18 protein-coding genes and 1 pseudogene are annotated in these 17,221 nt (G+C 72.0%); 10 read left to right on the plus strand and 9 right to left on the minus strand.

Features of this window, described 5'->3' with window-relative positions; all coding sequences use genetic code 11:
• Positions 1-146 precede the first annotated feature (146 nt).
• The gene (locus C6N31_RS24640; RefSeq protein WP_244809104.1) at positions 147-740 is read left to right on the plus strand and encodes a TetR/AcrR family transcriptional regulator; all 594 of its coding nucleotides are present in this window, start codon (positions 147-149) and stop codon (positions 738-740) included.
• Positions 741-787: 47 nt separating this feature from the next.
• Here the strand turns inward: C6N31_RS24640 and C6N31_RS24645 are convergent, their stop codons facing one another.
• From C6N31_RS24645 to C6N31_RS24655, 3 genes are all read right to left on the minus strand, one after another.
• Positions 788-1,756: a pirin family protein gene (locus tag C6N31_RS24645; protein ID WP_198358245.1), complete on the minus strand. Its 969-nt coding sequence runs from the start codon at positions 1,754-1,756 to the stop codon at positions 788-790.
• A gap of 86 nt (positions 1,757-1,842) precedes the next feature.
• Positions 1,843-2,016 carry a hypothetical protein gene (locus tag C6N31_RS24650; RefSeq protein ID WP_187144815.1) on the minus strand — a complete coding sequence of 58 codons (174 nt, stop codon included), beginning with the start codon at positions 2,014-2,016 and terminating at the stop codon, positions 1,843-1,845.
• Between the two features lie 112 nt (positions 2,017-2,128).
• Positions 2,129-3,886 (minus strand): acyclic terpene utilization AtuA family protein, encoded by a 1,758-nt coding sequence (locus C6N31_RS24655; RefSeq protein WP_138353275.1) that lies wholly within the window; start codon positions 3,884-3,886, stop codon positions 2,129-2,131.
• Positions 3,887-4,018: 132 nt separating this feature from the next.
• Here C6N31_RS24655 and C6N31_RS24660 point away from each other — a divergent pair, with 132 nt between their 5' ends.
• A complete protein-coding gene (locus C6N31_RS24660; RefSeq protein ID WP_138353276.1) occupies positions 4,019-5,194 on the plus strand; it encodes a DUF3533 domain-containing protein in 1,176 nt (391 codons plus the stop codon).
• A 14-nt stretch (positions 5,195-5,208) separates the two neighbouring features.
• Here the strand turns inward: C6N31_RS24660 and C6N31_RS24665 are convergent, their stop codons facing one another.
• Positions 5,209-5,799 carry a hypothetical protein gene (locus C6N31_RS24665; protein ID WP_381587941.1) on the minus strand — a complete coding sequence of 197 codons (591 nt, stop codon included), beginning with the start codon at positions 5,797-5,799 and terminating at the stop codon, positions 5,209-5,211.
• Positions 5,800-5,948: 149 nt separating this feature from the next.
• On the opposite strand from C6N31_RS24665, the pseudogene C6N31_RS44160 reads away from it, so the two are divergent.
• From C6N31_RS44160 to C6N31_RS24680, 4 genes and pseudogenes are all read left to right on the plus strand, one after another.
• A pseudogene (locus tag C6N31_RS44160) lies at positions 5,949-6,302 on the plus strand (ASCH domain-containing protein); the annotation flags it as partial.
• A gap of 72 nt (positions 6,303-6,374) precedes the next feature.
• Positions 6,375-6,917, plus strand: coding sequence for an NUDIX domain-containing protein (locus tag C6N31_RS24670; protein ID WP_307811541.1), 543 nt, complete (start codon positions 6,375-6,377; stop codon positions 6,915-6,917).
• Positions 6,918-7,051: 134 nt separating this feature from the next.
• Positions 7,052-7,477 carry a YidH family protein gene (locus C6N31_RS44165; protein ID WP_244809106.1) on the plus strand — a complete coding sequence of 142 codons (426 nt, stop codon included), beginning with the start codon at positions 7,052-7,054 and terminating at the stop codon, positions 7,475-7,477.
• A gap of 24 nt (positions 7,478-7,501) precedes the next feature.
• Entirely contained in the window at positions 7,502-7,807 is a 306-nt protein-coding gene (locus tag C6N31_RS24680; protein ID WP_198358247.1) for a DUF202 domain-containing protein, read from the plus strand.
• A 24-nt stretch (positions 7,808-7,831) separates the two neighbouring features.
• On the opposite strand, the gene C6N31_RS24685 is transcribed toward C6N31_RS24680, so the two are convergent.
• Both C6N31_RS24685 and C6N31_RS24690 read right to left on the minus strand, forming a co-directional pair.
• Positions 7,832-8,755 (minus strand): NADP-dependent oxidoreductase, encoded by a 924-nt coding sequence (locus tag C6N31_RS24685; RefSeq protein WP_138353279.1) that lies wholly within the window; start codon positions 8,753-8,755, stop codon positions 7,832-7,834.
• 40 nt (positions 8,756-8,795) lie between these two features.
• Complete coding sequence (locus C6N31_RS24690) at positions 8,796-10,328, minus strand: MFS transporter (protein WP_138353280.1); 1,533 nt, start codon at positions 10,326-10,328, stop codon at positions 8,796-8,798.
• Between the two features lie 150 nt (positions 10,329-10,478).
• Here C6N31_RS24690 and C6N31_RS24695 point away from each other — a divergent pair, with 150 nt between their 5' ends.
• Entirely contained in the window at positions 10,479-10,919 is a 441-nt protein-coding gene (locus C6N31_RS24695) for a MarR family winged helix-turn-helix transcriptional regulator (protein ID WP_138353281.1), read from the plus strand.
• Between the two features lie 34 nt (positions 10,920-10,953).
• Here the strand turns inward: C6N31_RS24695 and C6N31_RS24700 are convergent, their stop codons facing one another.
• Complete coding sequence (locus C6N31_RS24700) at positions 10,954-11,847, minus strand: hypothetical protein (protein ID WP_138353282.1); 894 nt, start codon at positions 11,845-11,847, stop codon at positions 10,954-10,956.
• 65 nt (positions 11,848-11,912) lie between these two features.
• Positions 11,913-12,620, minus strand: a complete 708-nt coding sequence (locus C6N31_RS24705; RefSeq protein ID WP_138353283.1) for a FadR/GntR family transcriptional regulator — start codon at positions 12,618-12,620, stop codon at positions 11,913-11,915.
• Positions 12,621-12,735: 115 nt separating this feature from the next.
• On the opposite strand from C6N31_RS24705, the gene C6N31_RS24710 reads away from it, so the two are divergent.
• Genes C6N31_RS24710 through C6N31_RS24720 form a run of 3 tightly spaced genes read left to right on the plus strand, consistent with a single transcriptional unit; the run spans position 12,736 to position 15,685 of the window.
• Entirely contained in the window at positions 12,736-13,272 is a 537-nt protein-coding gene (locus C6N31_RS24710; protein WP_138353284.1) for a gluconokinase, read from the plus strand.
• A gap of 36 nt (positions 13,273-13,308) precedes the next feature.
• Positions 13,309-14,706: a GntP family permease gene (locus C6N31_RS24715; RefSeq protein ID WP_198358248.1), complete on the plus strand. Its 1,398-nt coding sequence runs from the start codon at positions 13,309-13,311 to the stop codon at positions 14,704-14,706.
• A gap of 40 nt (positions 14,707-14,746) precedes the next feature.
• A complete protein-coding gene (locus C6N31_RS24720; protein WP_198358249.1) occupies positions 14,747-15,685 on the plus strand; it encodes an MBL fold metallo-hydrolase in 939 nt (312 codons plus the stop codon).
• 218 nt (positions 15,686-15,903) lie between these two features.
• Here C6N31_RS24720 and C6N31_RS24725 read toward each other — a convergent pair whose 3' ends face one another.
• A complete protein-coding gene (locus tag C6N31_RS24725) occupies positions 15,904-17,184 on the minus strand; it encodes a glucarate dehydratase family protein (protein ID WP_232485619.1) in 1,281 nt (426 codons plus the stop codon).
• Positions 17,185-17,221: the final 37 nt, after the last annotated feature.

Raw genomic sequence — 17,221 nt, forward strand, 5'->3', positions numbered from 1 at the left:
ACCGCAGGGTCTCGTACCAGAACTGGGTGTTGTCCGGGAACAGCAGCTGCTTCATCACGCTCTCCTTAAGCACAGATCTGTGCGTACGCCAGAACTGTAGACCCTCCGAGCGCAGCGAAGCAAATATTTGTGCTTACGATGTGGGGGTGACCCCGAAACCGTCGACTCCCCGCATCCGCAAGAGCCCCGAGCAGGTCCGCTCGGCCGTCCATCAGGCGGTCATCGACCTGCTGTCCGACCCCGGGGGCGCGGACCTGACCATTCCCGCGATCGCGCAGCGCGCCGGGGTGAACCACACCAGCGTCTACCGGCGCTGGGGCAGCCGTGAGGCGCTCCTGGCCGACGTGGTCGTCGCCCGGCTCGAGCGCGACTGGCCGCTGGCGGACACCGGCACCCTGCGCGGCGACCTCATCGCCTGGGCGGAAGCGGGGGTCGCGAGCATCCGCAAACCCGAAGGCCGGCTCCTCGTGCGGGCCGTCGCCCTGTCGATGCCGGGCAGCGCCCCGGCGCAGGGGGAACGCGCCCAGCACTTCGAACGCCGGATCCAGTCCATCGAACGCATCCGTGAGCGGGCCGCGGCCCGCGGCGAGATCCCCCCGCCCCTCGAAGAGATCCTCGACCAGCTCATCGCACCGCTCTACGTACGAGCGATCTTCGGCATCGACCCCCCGGCCACGGGCTACCCGGAACTCCTCGTGGACCGGCTGCTCAGCAACACGGGTGAGCCGGGAACGGCCTGAGCGACCGTCACCCGAAGAAAGATCCGTCCCCGGATCGAAAGCCCGGCTCAGCGCACCCGTCCCCGCGGCTTCAGGGGCACGGGAGGCAGTTCCGGGGCGGGCAGCGGAGCTCCGTCGTAGCCCCTCACATCCCCGAAGCGAGAGCCGCTCATCCAGTCCGAACGGGCCTGTGCGATGTCCTCGTTCGACCGACCGACGAAGTTCCACCACATGACGATCTTCTCGTCGAAGGGCTCGCCGCCGAGCAGCATCAGGCCGCTGTCCACGTCGGCGCGGATCGCGAGGTCGCGGCGGCCGCAGCCGAGGTAGAGCATCGAGCCAGGGGCGAGGCGTACGCCGTCGACCTCGGCCTCGCCGGACATCGTCAGGGCCGCGTACTCGAAGTCGGGGCGGAGCGGCAGGCGGGTGTCGGTGCCCGCTGCCAGGGCGAGGTCGGCGCCGACGAGGGGGGTGTGGGTGGTGCCGGGTGAGACGGCGCCGTCCAGTTCGCCCATGATGACGGTGGCGTGCAGACCGCCGCCTCCGGTGACGACCGGCAGGTCGGCGTGGTGCTCGAAGGCCGGCGCGGTGTTCCGGTGGGCCTCCGGGAGGGCGACCCAGAGTTGGGCGCCGTGCAGGAGCCGGGGGTGGTCGCGCGGCGATTCCTCGGAGTGCGAGATGGCCCGGCCGGAGGTCATCAGTCCCAGCTCGCGGGGGCGTACGGTCTGCAGACTGCCGAGGCTGTCGCGGTGCAGCACCTCGCCGTCGTGCAGCCAGCTCACCGTCTGCAGGCCCATGTGCGGATGCGGCGGGACCTGCATCCCGGACTCGCGCGCGATGTCGTCGGGGCCGTAGTGGTCGACGAAGCACCAGGCGCCGACCATCCGGCGGCCCAGGTTCGGCAGGAGGCGCCGTACCTGGGTGCTCTCGCCGAGCGTGACGGTGCGCGCGGTGAGGAGCTCGTGGACGGGCTCGGCCGAGACGTCTTCGCGGCCGCCGCACACGGTCGGTGCGGGCTTCACATCGAGGTTGCTCATATCCCGATCATTGCGCACCGGCCCGCCTGGACGTCGGGTCCGTGCCGACGGGTCCCTGCCGACGGGTCCCTGATGCCGTACGCCTGTCAGATGCCCGGGTGCACTCCGTGGACCAGGTCCATCGCCTCGCTGGTGTAGCGCTCGCGGGCGCTGAGGTCCAGGTCGGGGAAGTAGTCCTTGAGCCGGGTGACCACCTGCTGCTCGGACTCGTGGCAGTCGCGCAGCAGGAAGATCGCCTTGTGCAGAATCGACTGGTCCATCGAAATGCCCCCCTCGGAATGCCCACCCGCCTCTTGCGGTGGGCCGCTTCCTACGGTACGCAGACGACCGTCAGCACTTGGGCAAAGAGATCTACACGCCGGGCAAAGAGATTCACGCTCCAGGCAAAAGATCCATGGGAATGTCGACCGGGCGGGCCCGCAGATACTCGCCCAGGCTCTTGGCCTGCGGGTCGGGGCGGGTGGAGGCGGCGACGCCCTCGCCGAGCAGGCCGTGCAGGACGAAGTTGAGGGCGCGCAGGTTGGGCAGTTCGTAGCGGACGACCTCCAGCTCGGCGGACTCCGGGAGCAGCAGCCGCAGCTCGTCGACGCCGAGGTGGGCGCGGAGCCACGCGTAGGCCTCGTCGGTGCGGGCCCACAGGCCGATGTTGGCGTCGCCGCCCTTGTCGCCGGAGCGGGCACCGACCAGCCGCCCGAGCGGTGCCCGGACGGTGGGGCCGGACGGCACGGCCGGGCGTGGCTCGGAGCCGGCGGCCGGCCGCTCCTGACGCACCCGCGCCACCGTCGGCGGCCTCGGCACGTCCAGTCTGGTGCCGTCGGCCAGCACGACCTGGGCCGGCACCTCGTCGGCGGCGACCAGCGCGGGCCAGTACACCCCGTACTCGGTGGGCCGGGGGGACGCCTGTTCCAGATAGAAGCCGGGGTAGCTCGCCAGCGCCGTGCCGGCGACCGCGGTGAACAGCGCGCGGCCGACCTTGTCGCGGTCGGGGTCCTTGACGGTCAGCGTCAGCCGGGCGGTGTCGGCCGCGGGCCGTTCCATCCGCAGGTCGAACTCGTCGAACCGGTCGCTGCCGCCCGTCGCGTCGAGCAGGGACGCCTCCGCGAACCGCGCCTTGGCCTCGATGTCGAGGCCGGTCAGCACGAAGGTGGCGCTGTTGCGGAAGCCGCCGAGGTAGTTGAGGCAGACCTTGAGGGTGTCGGGCGCGGGCTCGCCGCGGGTGCCGGTGACCCGGACCCGGTCGGGGCCCTCCTGCTCCAGGCGCAGGGTGTCGAAGCGGGCGACGACATCGGCGTTCAGGTACTCGGGCCGCTCGATCTCGTAGAGCAGTTGCGCCGTGACGGTGTCGACGGTGACCGCGCCGCCGGTCCCCTCGTGCTTGGTGATGACGCAGGAGCCGTCGGGGTGCATCTCGGCGATGGGGAAGCCGGGGTGCACCGGGTACTCGATCTCGGTGAAGAAGGAGAAGTTGCCGCCGGTGGCCTGGGCGCCGCATTCGATGATGTGGCCCGCGGCGACCGCCCCGGCGAGCCGGTCCCAGTCGTCGAGCGCCCAGTCGAAGGCCCAGGCGGCCGGTCCGGTGACGAGCGCGGCGTCGGTGACCCGGCCGCAGATGACCACGTCGGCGCCGGCGCGCAGCGCGCGGGCGATGCCCCAGCCGCCGAGGTACGCGTTGGCGGTGACGGGCTCGATGCCGGAGTCGGCGAGGAGCCGGCCGGTGGACAGGTTGGCGAACCCGTGACCCTTCTCGCGCAGCTCGGGGAGACGGTCGAGGAGGTCGTCGCCCTCCAGGTGGGCGATGGTGGGGTGGAGGCCGCCGAGCGCGGCCAGTTCGCCGAGTTTGGCGGCGAGTCCGGCCGGGTTGAGGCCGCCCGCGTTGACGACGACCTTGATGCCGCGTTCCAGACAGCTGCCGAGCACCTCGTGCATCTGGGCGAGGAAGGAGACGGCGTAGCCGGCGTCGGGGTCGCGCTGCCGTGCCTTCCACAGGATCAGCATGGTCAGTTCGGCGAGGTAGTCACCGGTCAATACGTCGATCGGCCCGCCTTCGACCATCTCGCGGGCGGCGGACAGCCGGTCGCCGTAGAAGCCCGAGCAGTTGGCGATACGCAGGACGTCGAACGGTGCCGGCATGACGGTCACTCCTGGTCGGTGCTGGGCAGTGGTGGCCGCGCGCAGCATTTCGCGTGCAGTGGCCACCCGGCAAGGGGCCCGTACGGAGCACCCCCTCTCGCGTCGAAAGCGTAGGCCGCCTAACGTTCGTGCATGAGCTCTGCAGGGACGACCCCTCCGCCGCCGGACGAAACACCTTCCACCGCCCAGGATTCCGGTTCCACCACCCCGGATTCCGGCGCCTCACGGGGTGTTCCGGCGCTGCCGGACGGATCGGGCGGGTTCGCGGCCGAGCTGCGGGACGCGATCAGCTTCCGGGCTTTCCTGCTGGTCGTCGGAGGTCTGCTGATCCAGCTGGCCTTCATCGTGTCGTACCTGGGCGCGTTCCACTCCCCCACCCCGCACCGGATCCCGGCCGCCGTCGTGGCGCCCGCGCAGGTGGCGGGCAAGGTGGCCGCACAGCTCAACGGGCTGCCGGGCGAGCCGGTGAAGGCGGTCGTGGTGGCCGACGAGGCCGAGGCGCGGCGGCAGATCATGAACCGTACGGTGGACGCCGCGATCCTCATCAACCCGGCGGGGAAGACCGATTCGCTGCTGGTGGCGTCCGCGGGCGGCCCCTCGGTGTCGCAGACCGCCGCGCAGATCGCGCAGAGCGTCGAGAAGACCCAGCACCGGCAGGTGACGGTCACCGACATCAAGGCCCCCAACAAGGAGGACGGCCGCGGGCTGAGCTCGTTCTACCTGGTCATCGGCTGGGTGGTGGGCGGCTATCTGACCGCCTCGATCCTGGGTGTGGCGGGCGGCGCCCGGCCGGTCAACCGGCACCGTACGGCGATCCGGCTCGGCACCCTCGCGCTCTTCTCGGTGGTCTCCGGGCTCGGCGGGGCGATCATCGTGGATCCGGTGTTCTCGGCGCTGACAGGCCACTTCGTGGCGCTGTGGGCGATCGGCGCGCTGGTGGTCTTCGCGGCCGCCGCCGTCACCACGGCTCTGCAGACGCTCTTCGGCATCATCGGCATCGGGCTGTCGATCCTGCTCTTCGTCGTGATGGGCAATCCGAGCGCGGGAGGCGTCTATCCGGCGTCGCTGCTGCCGCGCTTCTGGAGCGCGATCGGGCAGTCCCTGCCGCCGGGCGCGGGCACCACGGCGGTCCGCAACACCGTGTACTTCGGCGGGAGCGCAACGGCCGGCCCGCTGTGGGTGCTGGCGGCGTACGCGGTCGCCGGTGTCGTCGTCGCGATGGCGACCGTCGTGGTACGCGACCGCCGGGCGGGGTCCGGTACCGACGGTGTCGCGGATCCTGTCACCGGGGCGGTCACACCAGGCTGACGTGACCGGTGCGGTCACACCGGGCTGACCTGGACGATCGCCTTGCCGGTGTTCGTCCTCGGTGAGGTGTTTGACCTTGGCGGCGGATCCGGCGCTGCCGATGACGCGCCCGGCGCCGAGCAGCCGGGCGATCTGACCGGCCGCGGTGCCGACGCCGCCGGCGGCGGCCGAGATGAACACCGTCTCCCCCGGCTGGACGCGGGCGACCTTCGCCAGGCCGACGTACGCGCTGAGGCCGGTGCCGCCGAGCACGCTGAGGTGGCGCGCCGCGGGACTCCCGGCAGATCCGGCAGCACCCGGGCGCCGGCGGCCGTCACCAGCGCGTGGGCGTGCCAGGCGACCCGGTGCCGGACGAGGCCGCCGACGGCCGGCGCCGGGTCGTGGGACTCGACGACGCGGCCGATCGCGCGGCCGTCCAGCGGCGCGTGGAGATCCCAGCCGCCCTCGTCCATCACCTCGCGCATGCAGGGATCGACGGACAGGTAGATGTTCTCGACCGGGGCGGGACCGGGGCCCGGTACCGGGACGGCCTCCTCGACGAAGGCGAAGTTCCCGGCGGTGGGGAGTCCCTGGGGCCGCCCGACCCGGCACGTCGGCCATGTCACCACTCCGGAGATGGCACGGTCGCTCGCCGTGCGCGTCCTGATCCGCGAACTGCGCGCCACGCGCGCCGCCGTCACGGGCCAGGAGCCGTCCCAGGAAACGCCTTTGACGCCATTGCCCAGCCTTTGACGCCGCGACCTAGGCTGGCTCCATGGGCTCCTACGATGATCTCCCGCCGTTCGAACTCGCCTTCCCCGGTCCGCTGCGCGACCGGCTGGTCGCCGCGGTCCTGTCCGGGGAGAAGATCTCCACGACCGGGCTCGTCGAGGACTACGAGTACTGCGGCGACGCGCTGCCCGTCGTCGGCGAACGGTCCGCCCTGATCGATTCGGCGGACCGGCCGGTGGCCGTGCTGGAGACCACGGAGGTCCGCGTCCTGCCGCTCGCCGAGGTGGATCTGGCGCACGCGGTGGACGAGGGCGAGGGCGACCGGACCGTCGCGCAGTGGCGGGCGAACCATGAAGGGTTCTGGCACAGCCAGGAGATGCGCGACGCGATCGGCGACCCGGAGTTCACCGTCACCGACGAGACCCTGGTCGTCGCCCAGCGGTTCCGCGTCGTGGAACGCCTCGACCCGGTGACCGGCGCCCCCGCCCGACCGCGTTCCGCGGACGAGCTGCTGGACATCGTCGACGAGAACGACGAGGTCGTCGGCCAGGAGCGGCGGGCCGAGGCGTACGCCCGCGGGCTGCGGCACCGCTGCGCGTTCGTGCTGGTGAAGGACGGCGAGGGACGGACGTTCGTGCACCGCCGCACCGCGGTGAAGCTGGTCTTCCCGTCGCTGTACGACATGTTCGTGGGCGGGGTCGTCGGAGCGGGCGAGACGTACGACGAGGCCGCGCTGCGGGAGGCCGAGGAGGAGCTGGGGGTGTCGGGACTGGCGCGGCCCGTACCGCTGTTCAAGTTCCTCTACGAGCGGGACGGGCACTCCTGGTGGTCCCAGGTGTACGAGGTGCGGTGCGAACTCCCGGTCTCCCCGCAGGTCGAGGAGGTCGCCTGGCACACCTTCCTGACCGACGGCGAGCTGGAGCGGCGGCTGTCCGAATGGGAGTGGGTCCCGGACGGCCTCGACGCGTTCCACAGGCTGCGCGAGTGGCGTGGGCGGCCTCCTGTGGCGTAGTCGTCCTGGCCAAAGAACGTGCCGGCCGAAGAACGTGCCGGTGGAGGCTCCCCTCACCGCACACACGCGCGCCGGACACCGGCCGGACACCCGGCGTCCGGGTCCGGTACCGGGTCCGGACGTACAGTGACCGGGTGATCGTCTTCGTACGGGCGCTGCCCGGCAGGCTGCGGGCCGGGGTGTCGGCGGTCGGGCTGTGGTTCTCGCCGGCCCGGGTGCAGGCGGAGGGCGAGACGCCCGACTACCGGTTCTCGCTGGCCAACGAGCGCACGTTCCTGGCCTGGATCCGGACCGCGCTGGCGCTGATCGGCGGCGGCTTCGCGGTGGACCAGTTCCTGCCGGACCTGCCGCGGACCGTCCGGGTCGTCCTGGCGCTGGCGCTGCTGGTGGGCGGCGCGATGTGCGCGGTGCGGGCCGTCAACTACTGGGTGCGCTGCGAGCGGGCCATGCGCCGGAACGAGGACCTGCCGCTCTCCCGCTTCCCGACGCTGCTGGCCGTGCTCGTGGCGGGCATCGCGGTGGTGATGGTGGCGATCGTGCTGCTCGGCCGGGCGGGCTAGGCCTTGCCGGAAAGGCCCGCGGGAGTGCGGGACCGCGATCCCGGTCTGCAGCCGGAGCGGACCCGGCTGGCCTGGCGGCGGACGACCCTGTCGTGCGCGGTCGCCGCGGTGCTCGCGGGCCGGCAGGCGGTCCACCGGGGGCTGTCCGGCGTGGGGATCGTGGGAGTGGCGCTCGGTGCCCTGGTCTGGCTCGCCTTCCTGCTCGTCGCCCAGCGCAGGATCCGCCTCATGGACGCGCCGCGGCCGCCCGTGATGACATCACGGGCGGCCGCGGCGGTGGTGGGGTGCACGGTGGCGCTGGCCGTCTTCGGGGCGGCCGTGCTGTGGTGACGCCCGGGCCGGGGACCGGACGGGTCACATGGTGACGACGATCTTGCCGCGGGTGTGGCCCTCGGCGCTGAGCCGCTGCGCGTCCGCCGCCCGCTCCAGCGGGAAGGCGGCGGCGACCTCCACGGTGATCACACCGGCTTCGGCGAGGTCGCTGAGGGCCGAGAGGTCCGTGGCGTCCGGGCGCACCCATTGGAACCGGCCGCCCATGCCCAGCACCGCCGGGTCGGCGATGGAGACCAGCCGGCCGCTGTCGACGAGCAGGCCCGGGGAGACGGTCAGGGCGTCGCCGCCGACCAGGTCCAGTACGGCGTGCACGCCGTCTGGGGCCAGCGCCCGTACGCGGTCGGCGAGGCCGTCCCCGTAGGTCACCGGTTCCGCGCCCAGCCCGCGCAGGTACTCGTGGTTGCGCTCGCCCGCGGTGCCGATCACCCGGGCGCCGAGGTGCTTGGCGATCTGGACGGCCATGGAGCCCACGCCGCCTGCCGCGGCGTGGATGAGGACCGTGTCGCCCTTGCCGACGTTCAGCTCGCCGAGGAGCGCCTGGTAGGCGGTCAGGCCCGCCAGCGGAAGGCCGGCGGCCTGCTCGAAGCTGAGGTTGGACGGCTTGCGGGCCAGCGTGCGGACCGGGGCGCCGACGTACTCGGCGAACGTGCCGCGGGACAGGAAGTCCTCGCGCACATAGCCGATGACCTCGTCGCCCTCCTCGAACTCCGGGACGTCGGGACCGGTCCTGACGACGACGCCGGAGACGTCCCAGCCGGGAATGACGGGGTAGACCGCGTCGAGCATCGAGTCCAGGTAGCCGGCCTGCGCCTTCCAGTCGACGGGGTTGACCGCCGCGGCCCTGACCTTCACCAGGACGGTGTCCGGTCCGACCTTGGGGTCGGGGCGCTCGCCGTACTCCAGGGCCTCGGGCCCTCCGTAGCTGCGGTAACTGACGGCCTTCATGGTGATGGCTCCTGTACGCCGTGGGGGGATCGGGCGGGGATCAGACGACGCCGGCCTTGTCGGTCGCGTCGGACTGCTCGGCCGCCTTGAGGGGGGACGGGACGGTACCGGCGGCGGAAGCCGTCACCTCGACGGTCCGGGGTCCGTGGTTGGTCCGCAAGCCGAGCCAGCTGACCAGCCCGACCAGTGCGAAGGAGACGGCCGCGATACCGAAGGTGAGGCTGAAGCCGGATTCGGCGGGCAGCGGCGGTGCTCCGGCGGGCAGGTGCTCGATCGTCTTCGACGCCAGGATGGTGGTGACCACGGCGCTGCCGATCGCGCTGCCGGTGGAGCGGGAGATCGAGTTGATGCCGTTGGCGATACCGCTCTGGTGGTGCGGGACGCTCGCCATGATGACGGCGGGCATGGCCGCGTAGCCGAAGCTGACGGCCGCACCGACGATGAGGCCGGCGCCGATCACCGAGGCGGTGTGGCTGTGGTCGAGGGCCAGCCAGCCGAAGCCGGCGGCGCCGAGCACTGCGGCCAGGCCGAGCACGACCCGCGGGCCGCGGTGCCGGACGAGACGGCCGCCGATGGGCGAGGCGAGCAGCGAGACGATCGCGCCGGGGAGCAGGAACTCGACGGAGGCCCGGAGGATGGATGCGTCGAAACCGTAGCCCGTGAGCGCCTTGGGCATCTGGACGAGGTAGGAGACGCCCAGGAAGTTCGCGAACATGCCGAAGCCGACGAGGATCCCGGCGAGGTTGGCCATCAGCACCGGGCGGTGGACGAACATCCGCATGTCGACCAGCGGCTCGCGGACCTTGAGCTCGGTCAGCACCCAGACGGCGCCCATGACGACGGCGCCGGCGAAGCTGCCCAGCGTGCGGCCGGAGGCCCAGCCCCATTCGTGGCCCTGCGAGATCGGCAGCAGGAGCAGCAGGAGGGCGATGCCGAGGGTGAGCGCGCCGAGGATGTCGGTGCGGCCGCCGGTCTTGTGCCGGGTCGCGGGGACCATGGTGACGACCGCGACCAGGGCGAGGACGGCGAAGCCGGTCGCCATCCAGAACGCGTTGCGGTAGTCGGCGTCGGGGCCGGAGGTGAGCAGGCCCGTGGCGACCAGCGCGAGACCGCTGCCGAAGGCGAGGGTGCCGCTGACCAGTGCCATCGCACCGGGAAGCTTCTGCGGGCGGACCTCTTCGCGCAGCACCGACAGCGCCAGCGGGAAGATCGCGGTGGCGGCGCCCTGGAGCACCCGGCCGAGGATCAGCAGCGGCAGGGAGGTCGCGAGGGCGGCGATGACGGAACCCGCGACCATGACGCCGAGTACGGCCACCAGGGTCGGCTTCTTGCCGTGCTGGTCGCCGAAGCGGCCCAGCAGCGGGGTGAAGACCGCGGCGGACAGCAGGGTCGCGGTGGTCACCCAGCTGACGTTGGCGGTCGAGGTGCCGAGGTCGTTGCGGATCAGGCCCAGGATCGGGACGGGCAGGGTCTGCATCATCGACACGACCATGGCGGCGAGGCTCAGGGCGAAGACGATGACCGTCTCGTTCCGGTGCCCGGCTTCGGCGGGTGCGGTGGTGGCTTGGCTCATGGCTGGCGGGTCCTTCTCATTGCTTCACACCATTGCTTCACAACTTGGATGCTTGATGTCGTCAAGCAACTCGACAGACGGTAGACCTCAATAGTTAAGGACGTCAAGTTAATGATTGATGTCGTCAAGCATTTTGAGTACACTCGACCCATGAGCGCCACCACCCCGAACGTCCCGACCAAGCTCGAGCTCCTGGAGCTGCTGGCCGCCATCGGCACCGCCCAGTGGCGGGATTTCGCGGCCGCCGCCGCCCACCACGGCCTCACCTCCACCCAGGCCAAGGTCCTCGCCCAGCTCGACGGCCCGCTGCCGATGCGCGGTCTCGCGGCGCTGCTGGTGTGCGACGCGTCGAACGTCACCGGGATCGTGGACCGGCTGGAGGCGCGGTCGCTCGTCCGCCGCGAGGCGGACCCCGCCGACCGCCGGGTCAAGAACGTCGTGGCGACCGACGAGGGCCGCGACACCATCCGGCGCGTGCGCGAGGAGATGCAGGCGACGCACGGCGCGCTCGACGCCCTGGACGAGGACGAGAGCGCGACGCTCTACGCCCTGCTGGGACGGCTCCGCCCGGCGATGGAGAACAACGCCTGACCCGTCCGGGTAAAGCGCCTGAGACCCGTCCGGATCAGCGGCGGCGCAGCGCCGCCGCGAGCGCGCGCACCTCACGGCCCGCGAAACCGGGCTCCCGCCCCAGCGCGCGGACCAGGTCGTCTCGCACCGCGCGGGTGCGTCCCGCCGCGACCAGCGCCAGCGATTCGGCGAGCGCGGCCGGGAGCGACGGGTGGTACCAGGGCTCCGCGGCGTCCTCGTCGAACCAGCGAACGGCCGGGAACGAGCTGTGCACCTTGGGCTGGTGGTCGCCGAACCACGACCAGGTCCCGGGGTCGAGCGACACATTGACCACATGGCCGGCGGGCAGCGTACGCACCCACGGGCGTGACGCGTCCTGCTGCCAGCGCCAGTGGCCCGGGCTGGTCCTGCCCCGCTGGGTGACACCCACGTAGCGCAGCTTGCGGCGGATCACCGGCCACGGCTCGCGGCTCTCCTCGATCCAGCCGGCGAGCGCGCGGTGCAGGGTGTCGAAGGTGTTGCCCCGGAACACGACGTCCACGAGGGCGACCGGCCGCTTCCGGCGGGCCAGCGCGTACGGGTCGAGCCCCGCCGCGGCGAGGTGCTCGCGGAATCGTGCCCGCATCGCGGGCGTCCAGCCCTGGTCGCTGGTGCACGACACCGGCAGCCGCAGCAGCCGGCCCTCCCACGACGAGCCCTCGAACGCGCCGGTCAGCAGGTCGTACATGCTGTCCAGCGACCGTCCGACGAAGCACAGCTCGGCGCCGTCGGAGCGGGCCAGCACCTTCGCGGCGCATTCGGTGAGCGACGGCAGATAGCGGAGCCGGACCGGCGGCGCGCCCTCGGTGAGCGTGCCGAGCCGGTCCGGGCCGGCACCCGCGGACGTGGCGAGGTTCCAGCGGAACGGCTGCGGCGGGGCGGCGGGGGACGCGGTCGGTCGAGCGGGCATACGCCCCAGTGGATCACCACCGGCCGACCGGGTCATCCGGTTTTCCAGCCGCCTGCCCATGGTCGCTACGGCGCGAGGATATCCAGTTCGCGCAGCGCGCCCAGGCAGATCTCCCGCATCAGGCTCTCCGCGCCGGCCGCGTCCCGCGCCCGGACCGCCTCGGCGACCCGTACGTGCAGCGTGACCGCCTCGGGGTCGGGAGCGGTGAACATCACGTGGTGTTCGGTACGGCCGGTCAGCACCTCGGCCACGACATCGCCGAGCCGGGCGAACATCTCGTTGCCCGAGGCCTGGAGCATGACGCGGTGGAACGCGACATCGTGCACCAGGTACTCGCCCAGATCCGCGGCCCGGCCGGCCGCGGCCATGTCGGACGCGAGCACCGTCAGTTCCCGGCACTGGCCCGGGGTGGCGGCCAGCGCGGCGAGCCCGGCGGCCACCGGCTCGACGGCGGTGCGCAGCATCGTCAGCGAACGCAGCTGGCGGGGGCGGTCGGCGCCGGCCAGCCGCCAGCGGATGACCGCCGGGTCGAAGACGTTCCACTCCTCGGTGCGCCGCACCGTGACGCCGACCCGGCGGCGGGTCTCGACCAAGTGCATGGCCTCCAGGACGCGGACGGCCTCACGGACGACGGTGCGTGACACCCCGTACCGCACTTCGAGCTCGTCGATGCGCAGCACCGTGCCGGGCGGGTAGCCGCCCGAGGCGATGGCGGGCCCGAGTTCGGCCAGTACGCGGGCGTGCAGGCCGCCGCTCTCTCCCTGCTGAGGCATGGGTGACAGCCTATGTGCCACCACCTTGGTATGACGTTTTCATATCGAGCTCTTGAATAAGTAGTACCTATGGCGTTTATTGGTGCCAGCCGCTTGCACAAGGAGGTACGAGCGCATGACTGCCGAACCCGCGCAGCACCAGCCGCAGCACCAGCCGAGCCCCCCGGTCGTCGTCGTCATGGGCGTGTCCGGATCGGGCAAGTCCACGGTCGGCGGCCTGCTCGCCGAACGGCTGGGCGTCCCCTACGCCGAGGCGGACGACTTCCACCCGCCGGCGAACATCGCCAAGATGTCGGCCGGCCATCCGCTGGACGACTCCGACCGCGAGCCGTGGCTGGACGCCATCGCGAACTGGGTCACCGAACGCGACGGGCTGGGCGGTGTGGTCAGCTGCTCCGCCCTGCGGCGCCGCTACCGCGACCGGCTCCGCGCCGCCGCCCCCCGGTTGTTCTTCCTGCACCTGGACGGCCCGCCCGAGCTGATCGCCGCGCGGCTCGCGGCCCGCATGCAGCACTTCATGCCGCCCGGTCTGCTGCGCTCCCAGCTCGAAGCCCTCGAACCGCTGGACGCCGACGAGGCGGGTGCCGTCGTCACGATCGACGGCGGCCCGCAGCAGATCGCCGAGCGCGCGTACGCCGCGCTTCCCCGCTGACCCCCACATCCGCCGCCGTCCCCCTGGAGTACGAACGTGTCTGCACTCAGCGTCGAGCTGCTGGCCGCGACGACCGCGCCGCCCATCACCTCCGCCGGTGACACCCGGCTCGGCATCGCCGCACTCGTCGGCATCGCCGTCATCATCGTGCTGATCACCCGCTGGAAGGTGCACGCCTTCCTCGCCCTCACCATCGGCTCGCTCGTGCTCGGCGCGGTGGCGGGCGCACCGCTGGCGAAGGCCGTCACGAGCTTCACGACGGGTCTCGGCTCGACGGTCGCGGGGGTCGGCGTGCTCATCGCGCTCGGTGCCGTCCTCGGCAAACTGCTGGCGGACTCGGGCGGCGCCGACCAGATCGTCGACACCATCCTGGCCCGCACCAGCGAACGCCGGATGCCATGGGCCATGGCGGGGATCGCGGGCCTGATCGGGCTGCCGCTCTTCTTCGAGGTCGGCATCGTGCTGCTGATACCCGTAGTCCTGCTGGTCGCCCGGCGCGGCAACTACTCGCTGATGCGGGTCGGCATCCCGGCGCTGGCCGGGCTCTCCGTCATGCACGGCCTGGTGCCGCCGCACCCCGGCCCGCTCGCCGCCATCGACGCCATCCACGCCGACCTCGGCACCACCCTGGCGCTCGGTGTCCTCGTCGCGCTGCCCACTCTCGCCATCGCGGGGCCGCTCTTCGGCCGGGTGGCCGACCGCTGGGTGAAGGTCGACCCGCCGGAGAACCTCACCCCGGCCCGCGCCTCGGACGACCTCGAGCGGCGTCCCAGCTTCACCGCGACGGTGTGCACGATGCTGCTGCCGGTGGCGCTGATGCTCGCCAAGGCGCTGGTGGACGTCATGGTCGACGACCAGCAGAGCCTGGTCTACCGGACCTTCGACGTGCTCGGCACGCCGCTGATCGCGCTGCTCGCCGCCGTCGTCCTGGCCATGTTCACCATGGGCCGCGCGGCCGGGTTCACCAAGGAACGGATCTCCTCGACCGTCGAGAAGTCGCTCGCCCCGATCGCCGGCATCCTGCTCATCGTCGGCGCGGGTGGCGGGTTCAAGCAGACGCTGATCGACGCCGGGGTCGGCAACATGATCCTCAACTGGTCCGACAGCTGGAACATCTCACCGCTGCTGCTCGCCTGGCTGATCGCCGTCCTCATCCGGGTCGCCACCGGCTCCGCGACCGTCGCCACGATCTCCGCGGCCGGCCTCGTGGCACCGCTCGCGACCGACATGTCGACAACTCATGCGGCGCTGCTGGTACTCGCCGTCGGAGCCGGCTCGCTGTTCTTCTCGCATGTCAACGACGCCGGGTTCTGGCTCGTGAAGGAGTACTTCGGGATGGATGTCCCGCAGACCCTCAAGTCGTGGTCGACGATGGAGACAGTGATCTCGGTGGTGGCCCTAGGCTTCGTCCTGCTGCTCTCGCTCGTTCTGTAGTGCGAGGCGGCGTCAGAGGACAGTCCTGGGGAGGGCACGCATGGGCACGACGGCGATTGTCGATACAACGGGCACGGAGCCGTATCTCATGGAACTGGCTCCGGACGTCCATGCGTTCTGCCAGCCCGACGGCGGCTGGTGCCTGAGCAACGCGGGCTTCGTCAGCGACGGCACGAGCACGCTGCTCGTGGACACCGCCGCCACCGAGCGCCGTGCCCGGCTGCTGCGGGACGCCATCACGACGGCGGGCGTGCCGCATCCGGAGTACGTGGTCAACACCCACCACCACGGCGACCACACCTACGGCAACGGCCTGTTCGCGGCGGGCGGCTCGACCGTCGTCGGGCACACCGCGTGCCGCCTGGAGCTGCTGGCGGCCGGCCGCCAGCTGCACGGGGTCTGGCCCGACGTCGACTACGGCGACATCGAGATCACCGCGCCCACCGTCACGTACTCCGAATCGATGCGGCTGCACACGGCCGGCTCGGAAATACGGCTGTTCCACCCCGGGGTGGCCCACACGCCGGGCGACACCATCGTGTGGCTGCCGCGCCAGCGCATCGTCTTCACCGGTGACCTGGTCTTCAACGGCGGCACGCCGTTCATCCTGATGGGGTCCCTGACCGGGTCGCTGCGCGCGCTGGACCTGCTGCGGTCGCTGGACGCCGAGATCGTCGTCCCCGGGCACGGCCCGGTCACCGACCCCGGCGTCTACGACACCATGGAGCGGTATCTGCGCAACCTCGGCTGTCTCGCGGACACCGGCCGCGCCGCCGGCCACACCCCGCTGCAGACCGCCCGCGCCGCCGACCTCGGGGCCTTCGCCCAACTCCGTGAGTCCGAGCGGCTGGTCGCCAACCTGCACCGGGTCTACGCCGAACTCGACGGCATCGCGCCGGGCGCCCCGCTGGACGTGGCGGCGGCGTTCGCCGACATGACGGAGATGAACGGCGGCGTGCCGGTGGCCTGCCACGCGTAATGCCCTTCCGGCGGATCATGGCTGTCCGGTCCAGCCGGTCTCCGGCCGGCAGGTGGCCCGTCGCGGCAGAACGGGCGGCTCCCCCGGCACCCGTTCACGCGGCGGTGACCGGTCCTCGGCGACACCGGGAGCCGCCGTTCCGGGTGGGGCCGCGCGTGATCGGCCGGACGGGCCTCAGCGGTGTCTATCGGGCCGCAAGGTGCCGCCCGGCGGCAATGTCACCAGCGCGGAACGGACGGCGTGCACCACCGCGGGTCGGCCTCGCGCATGGCCGCCGCGTCGTCGCGGTCCCGCATCGTGCCGTCGTCGTCCAGCCAGCGCTGGTGGAGCACCTTGAGGGCGTCCCGGTCGAGTTCGACGCCGAGGCCGGGCGCGTCGGAGACGGTGAGCCGGCCGTCGGTGAAGACATGCCGGGACGTGATGACGTCGTCGGTCTGCCAGGGGTAGTGCGAGTCGCAGGCGTAGTCGAGGTTGGGGACGGTCGCGGCCACGTGGGTCATGGCGGCGAGGCTGATTCCCAGGTGGGTGTTGGAGTGCATGGACAGGCCGACGCCGAAGGTGCGGCAGATCGCGGCCAGTTCACGGGTGTTGCGCAGCCCGCCCCAGTAGTGGTGATCGGACAGCACGACCTGGACGGCGCCCGTCGCGAACGCCTCCCGGATCTCCGGGAAGGTCGTCACGCACATGTTGGTGGCCAGCGGCACATCGGTGCCGGCCGCGACCTCCGCCATGCGGGCGGTGGTGCTGGCCGGGTCCTCCAGGTATTCGAGGACGTCGCCCAGTTCGGCGGCGACCCGCAGCGACGTCTCCACGGACCAGGCGCCGTTGGGGTCCAGCCGCAGCGGCTGACCGGGGAACTCCTCGGCCAGCGCCCTGACGGCGGCGATCTCCTCGTCGGGCGGGAAGACGCCGCCCTTGAGCTTGAAGGAGGCGAACCCGTACGTGTCGGCGAAGCGGCGGGCCTGGGCCACGACTCCGGCCGGGTCGAGCGCGGCGCCCCAGTCGTCACGGGGTGTGTCCGCGCCGGGGTGGTGCGCCCAGCGGTAGAAGAGGTACGCGCTGTACTCGACGGTGTCGCGGACCTTGCCGCCGAGCAGGGTGTGCACGGGCAGCCCGAGGATCTTGCCGAGCGCGTCGAGGCAGGCGACCTCGAACCCGGAGATGACGGAGAGCCGCAGCTTGTCGGCGGTCTGCACCCCGCGCAGCCCGCCGACGTCGACGGAGTCGGAGACGTCGTCGGGGTCGCCGCAGACCTGCTCGGCGAGCGTGAACAGCCCGTTCAGATCGCTGACCGCATGGCCGGGCAGAGCCTTGCCCAGGGGCGCGGCCAGCTCCAGGTACCGGCTGTCGCCGTACGTCTCGCCGACGCCGACCGTGCCGTCGGCGGTGACCACCTCGATGATCAGGCGCGGGGTGAAGGGCTGGTGCACGCCCTGGGTGTTGAGCAGCGGCGGGTCGGCGATCAGGATCGGGGTGAGCCTGACCTCCGTCACCGTCAGTGCCCCGGAGTCCCTCAGTGCCCTGGCGTTCGCCGCC

Origin of the sequence: Streptomyces fildesensis (assembly GCF_016107395.1) — a bacterium.
In the GTDB taxonomy this organism is placed as follows: Bacteria; Actinomycetota; Actinomycetes; order Streptomycetales; family Streptomycetaceae; genus Actinacidiphila; species Actinacidiphila fildesensis.

Excerpts from the sequence above, each read along its gene's own strand:
- C6N31_RS24655 (WP_138353275.1), bottom strand. The coding sequence starts at position 3,886 with ATGCCGGCACCGTTCGACGTCCTGCGTATCGCCAACTGCTCGGGCTTC.
- C6N31_RS24720 (WP_198358249.1), top strand. The coding sequence starts at position 14,747 with ATGGGCACGACGGCGATTGTCGATACAACGGGCACGGAGCCGTATCTC.
- C6N31_RS24700 (WP_138353282.1), bottom strand. The coding sequence starts at position 11,847 with ATGCCCGCTCGACCGACCGCGTCCCCCGCCGCCCCGCCGCAGCCGTTC.
- C6N31_RS24645 (WP_198358245.1), bottom strand. The coding sequence starts at position 1,756 with ATGAGCAACCTCGATGTGAAGCCCGCACCGACCGTGTGCGGCGGCCGC.
- C6N31_RS24650 (WP_187144815.1), bottom strand. The coding sequence starts at position 2,016 with ATGGACCAGTCGATTCTGCACAAGGCGATCTTCCTGCTGCGCGACTGC.
- C6N31_RS24695 (WP_138353281.1), top strand. The coding sequence starts at position 10,479 with ATGAGCGCCACCACCCCGAACGTCCCGACCAAGCTCGAGCTCCTGGAG.
- C6N31_RS24660 (WP_138353276.1), top strand. The coding sequence starts at position 4,019 with ATGAGCTCTGCAGGGACGACCCCTCCGCCGCCGGACGAAACACCTTCC.
- C6N31_RS24705 (WP_138353283.1), bottom strand. The coding sequence starts at position 12,620 with ATGCCTCAGCAGGGAGAGAGCGGCGGCCTGCACGCCCGCGTACTGGCC.
- C6N31_RS24685 (WP_138353279.1), bottom strand. The coding sequence starts at position 8,755 with ATGAAGGCCGTCAGTTACCGCAGCTACGGAGGGCCCGAGGCCCTGGAG.
- C6N31_RS24710 (WP_138353284.1), top strand. The coding sequence starts at position 12,736 with ATGACTGCCGAACCCGCGCAGCACCAGCCGCAGCACCAGCCGAGCCCC.
- C6N31_RS24690 (WP_138353280.1), bottom strand. The coding sequence starts at position 10,328 with ATGAGCCAAGCCACCACCGCACCCGCCGAAGCCGGGCACCGGAACGAG.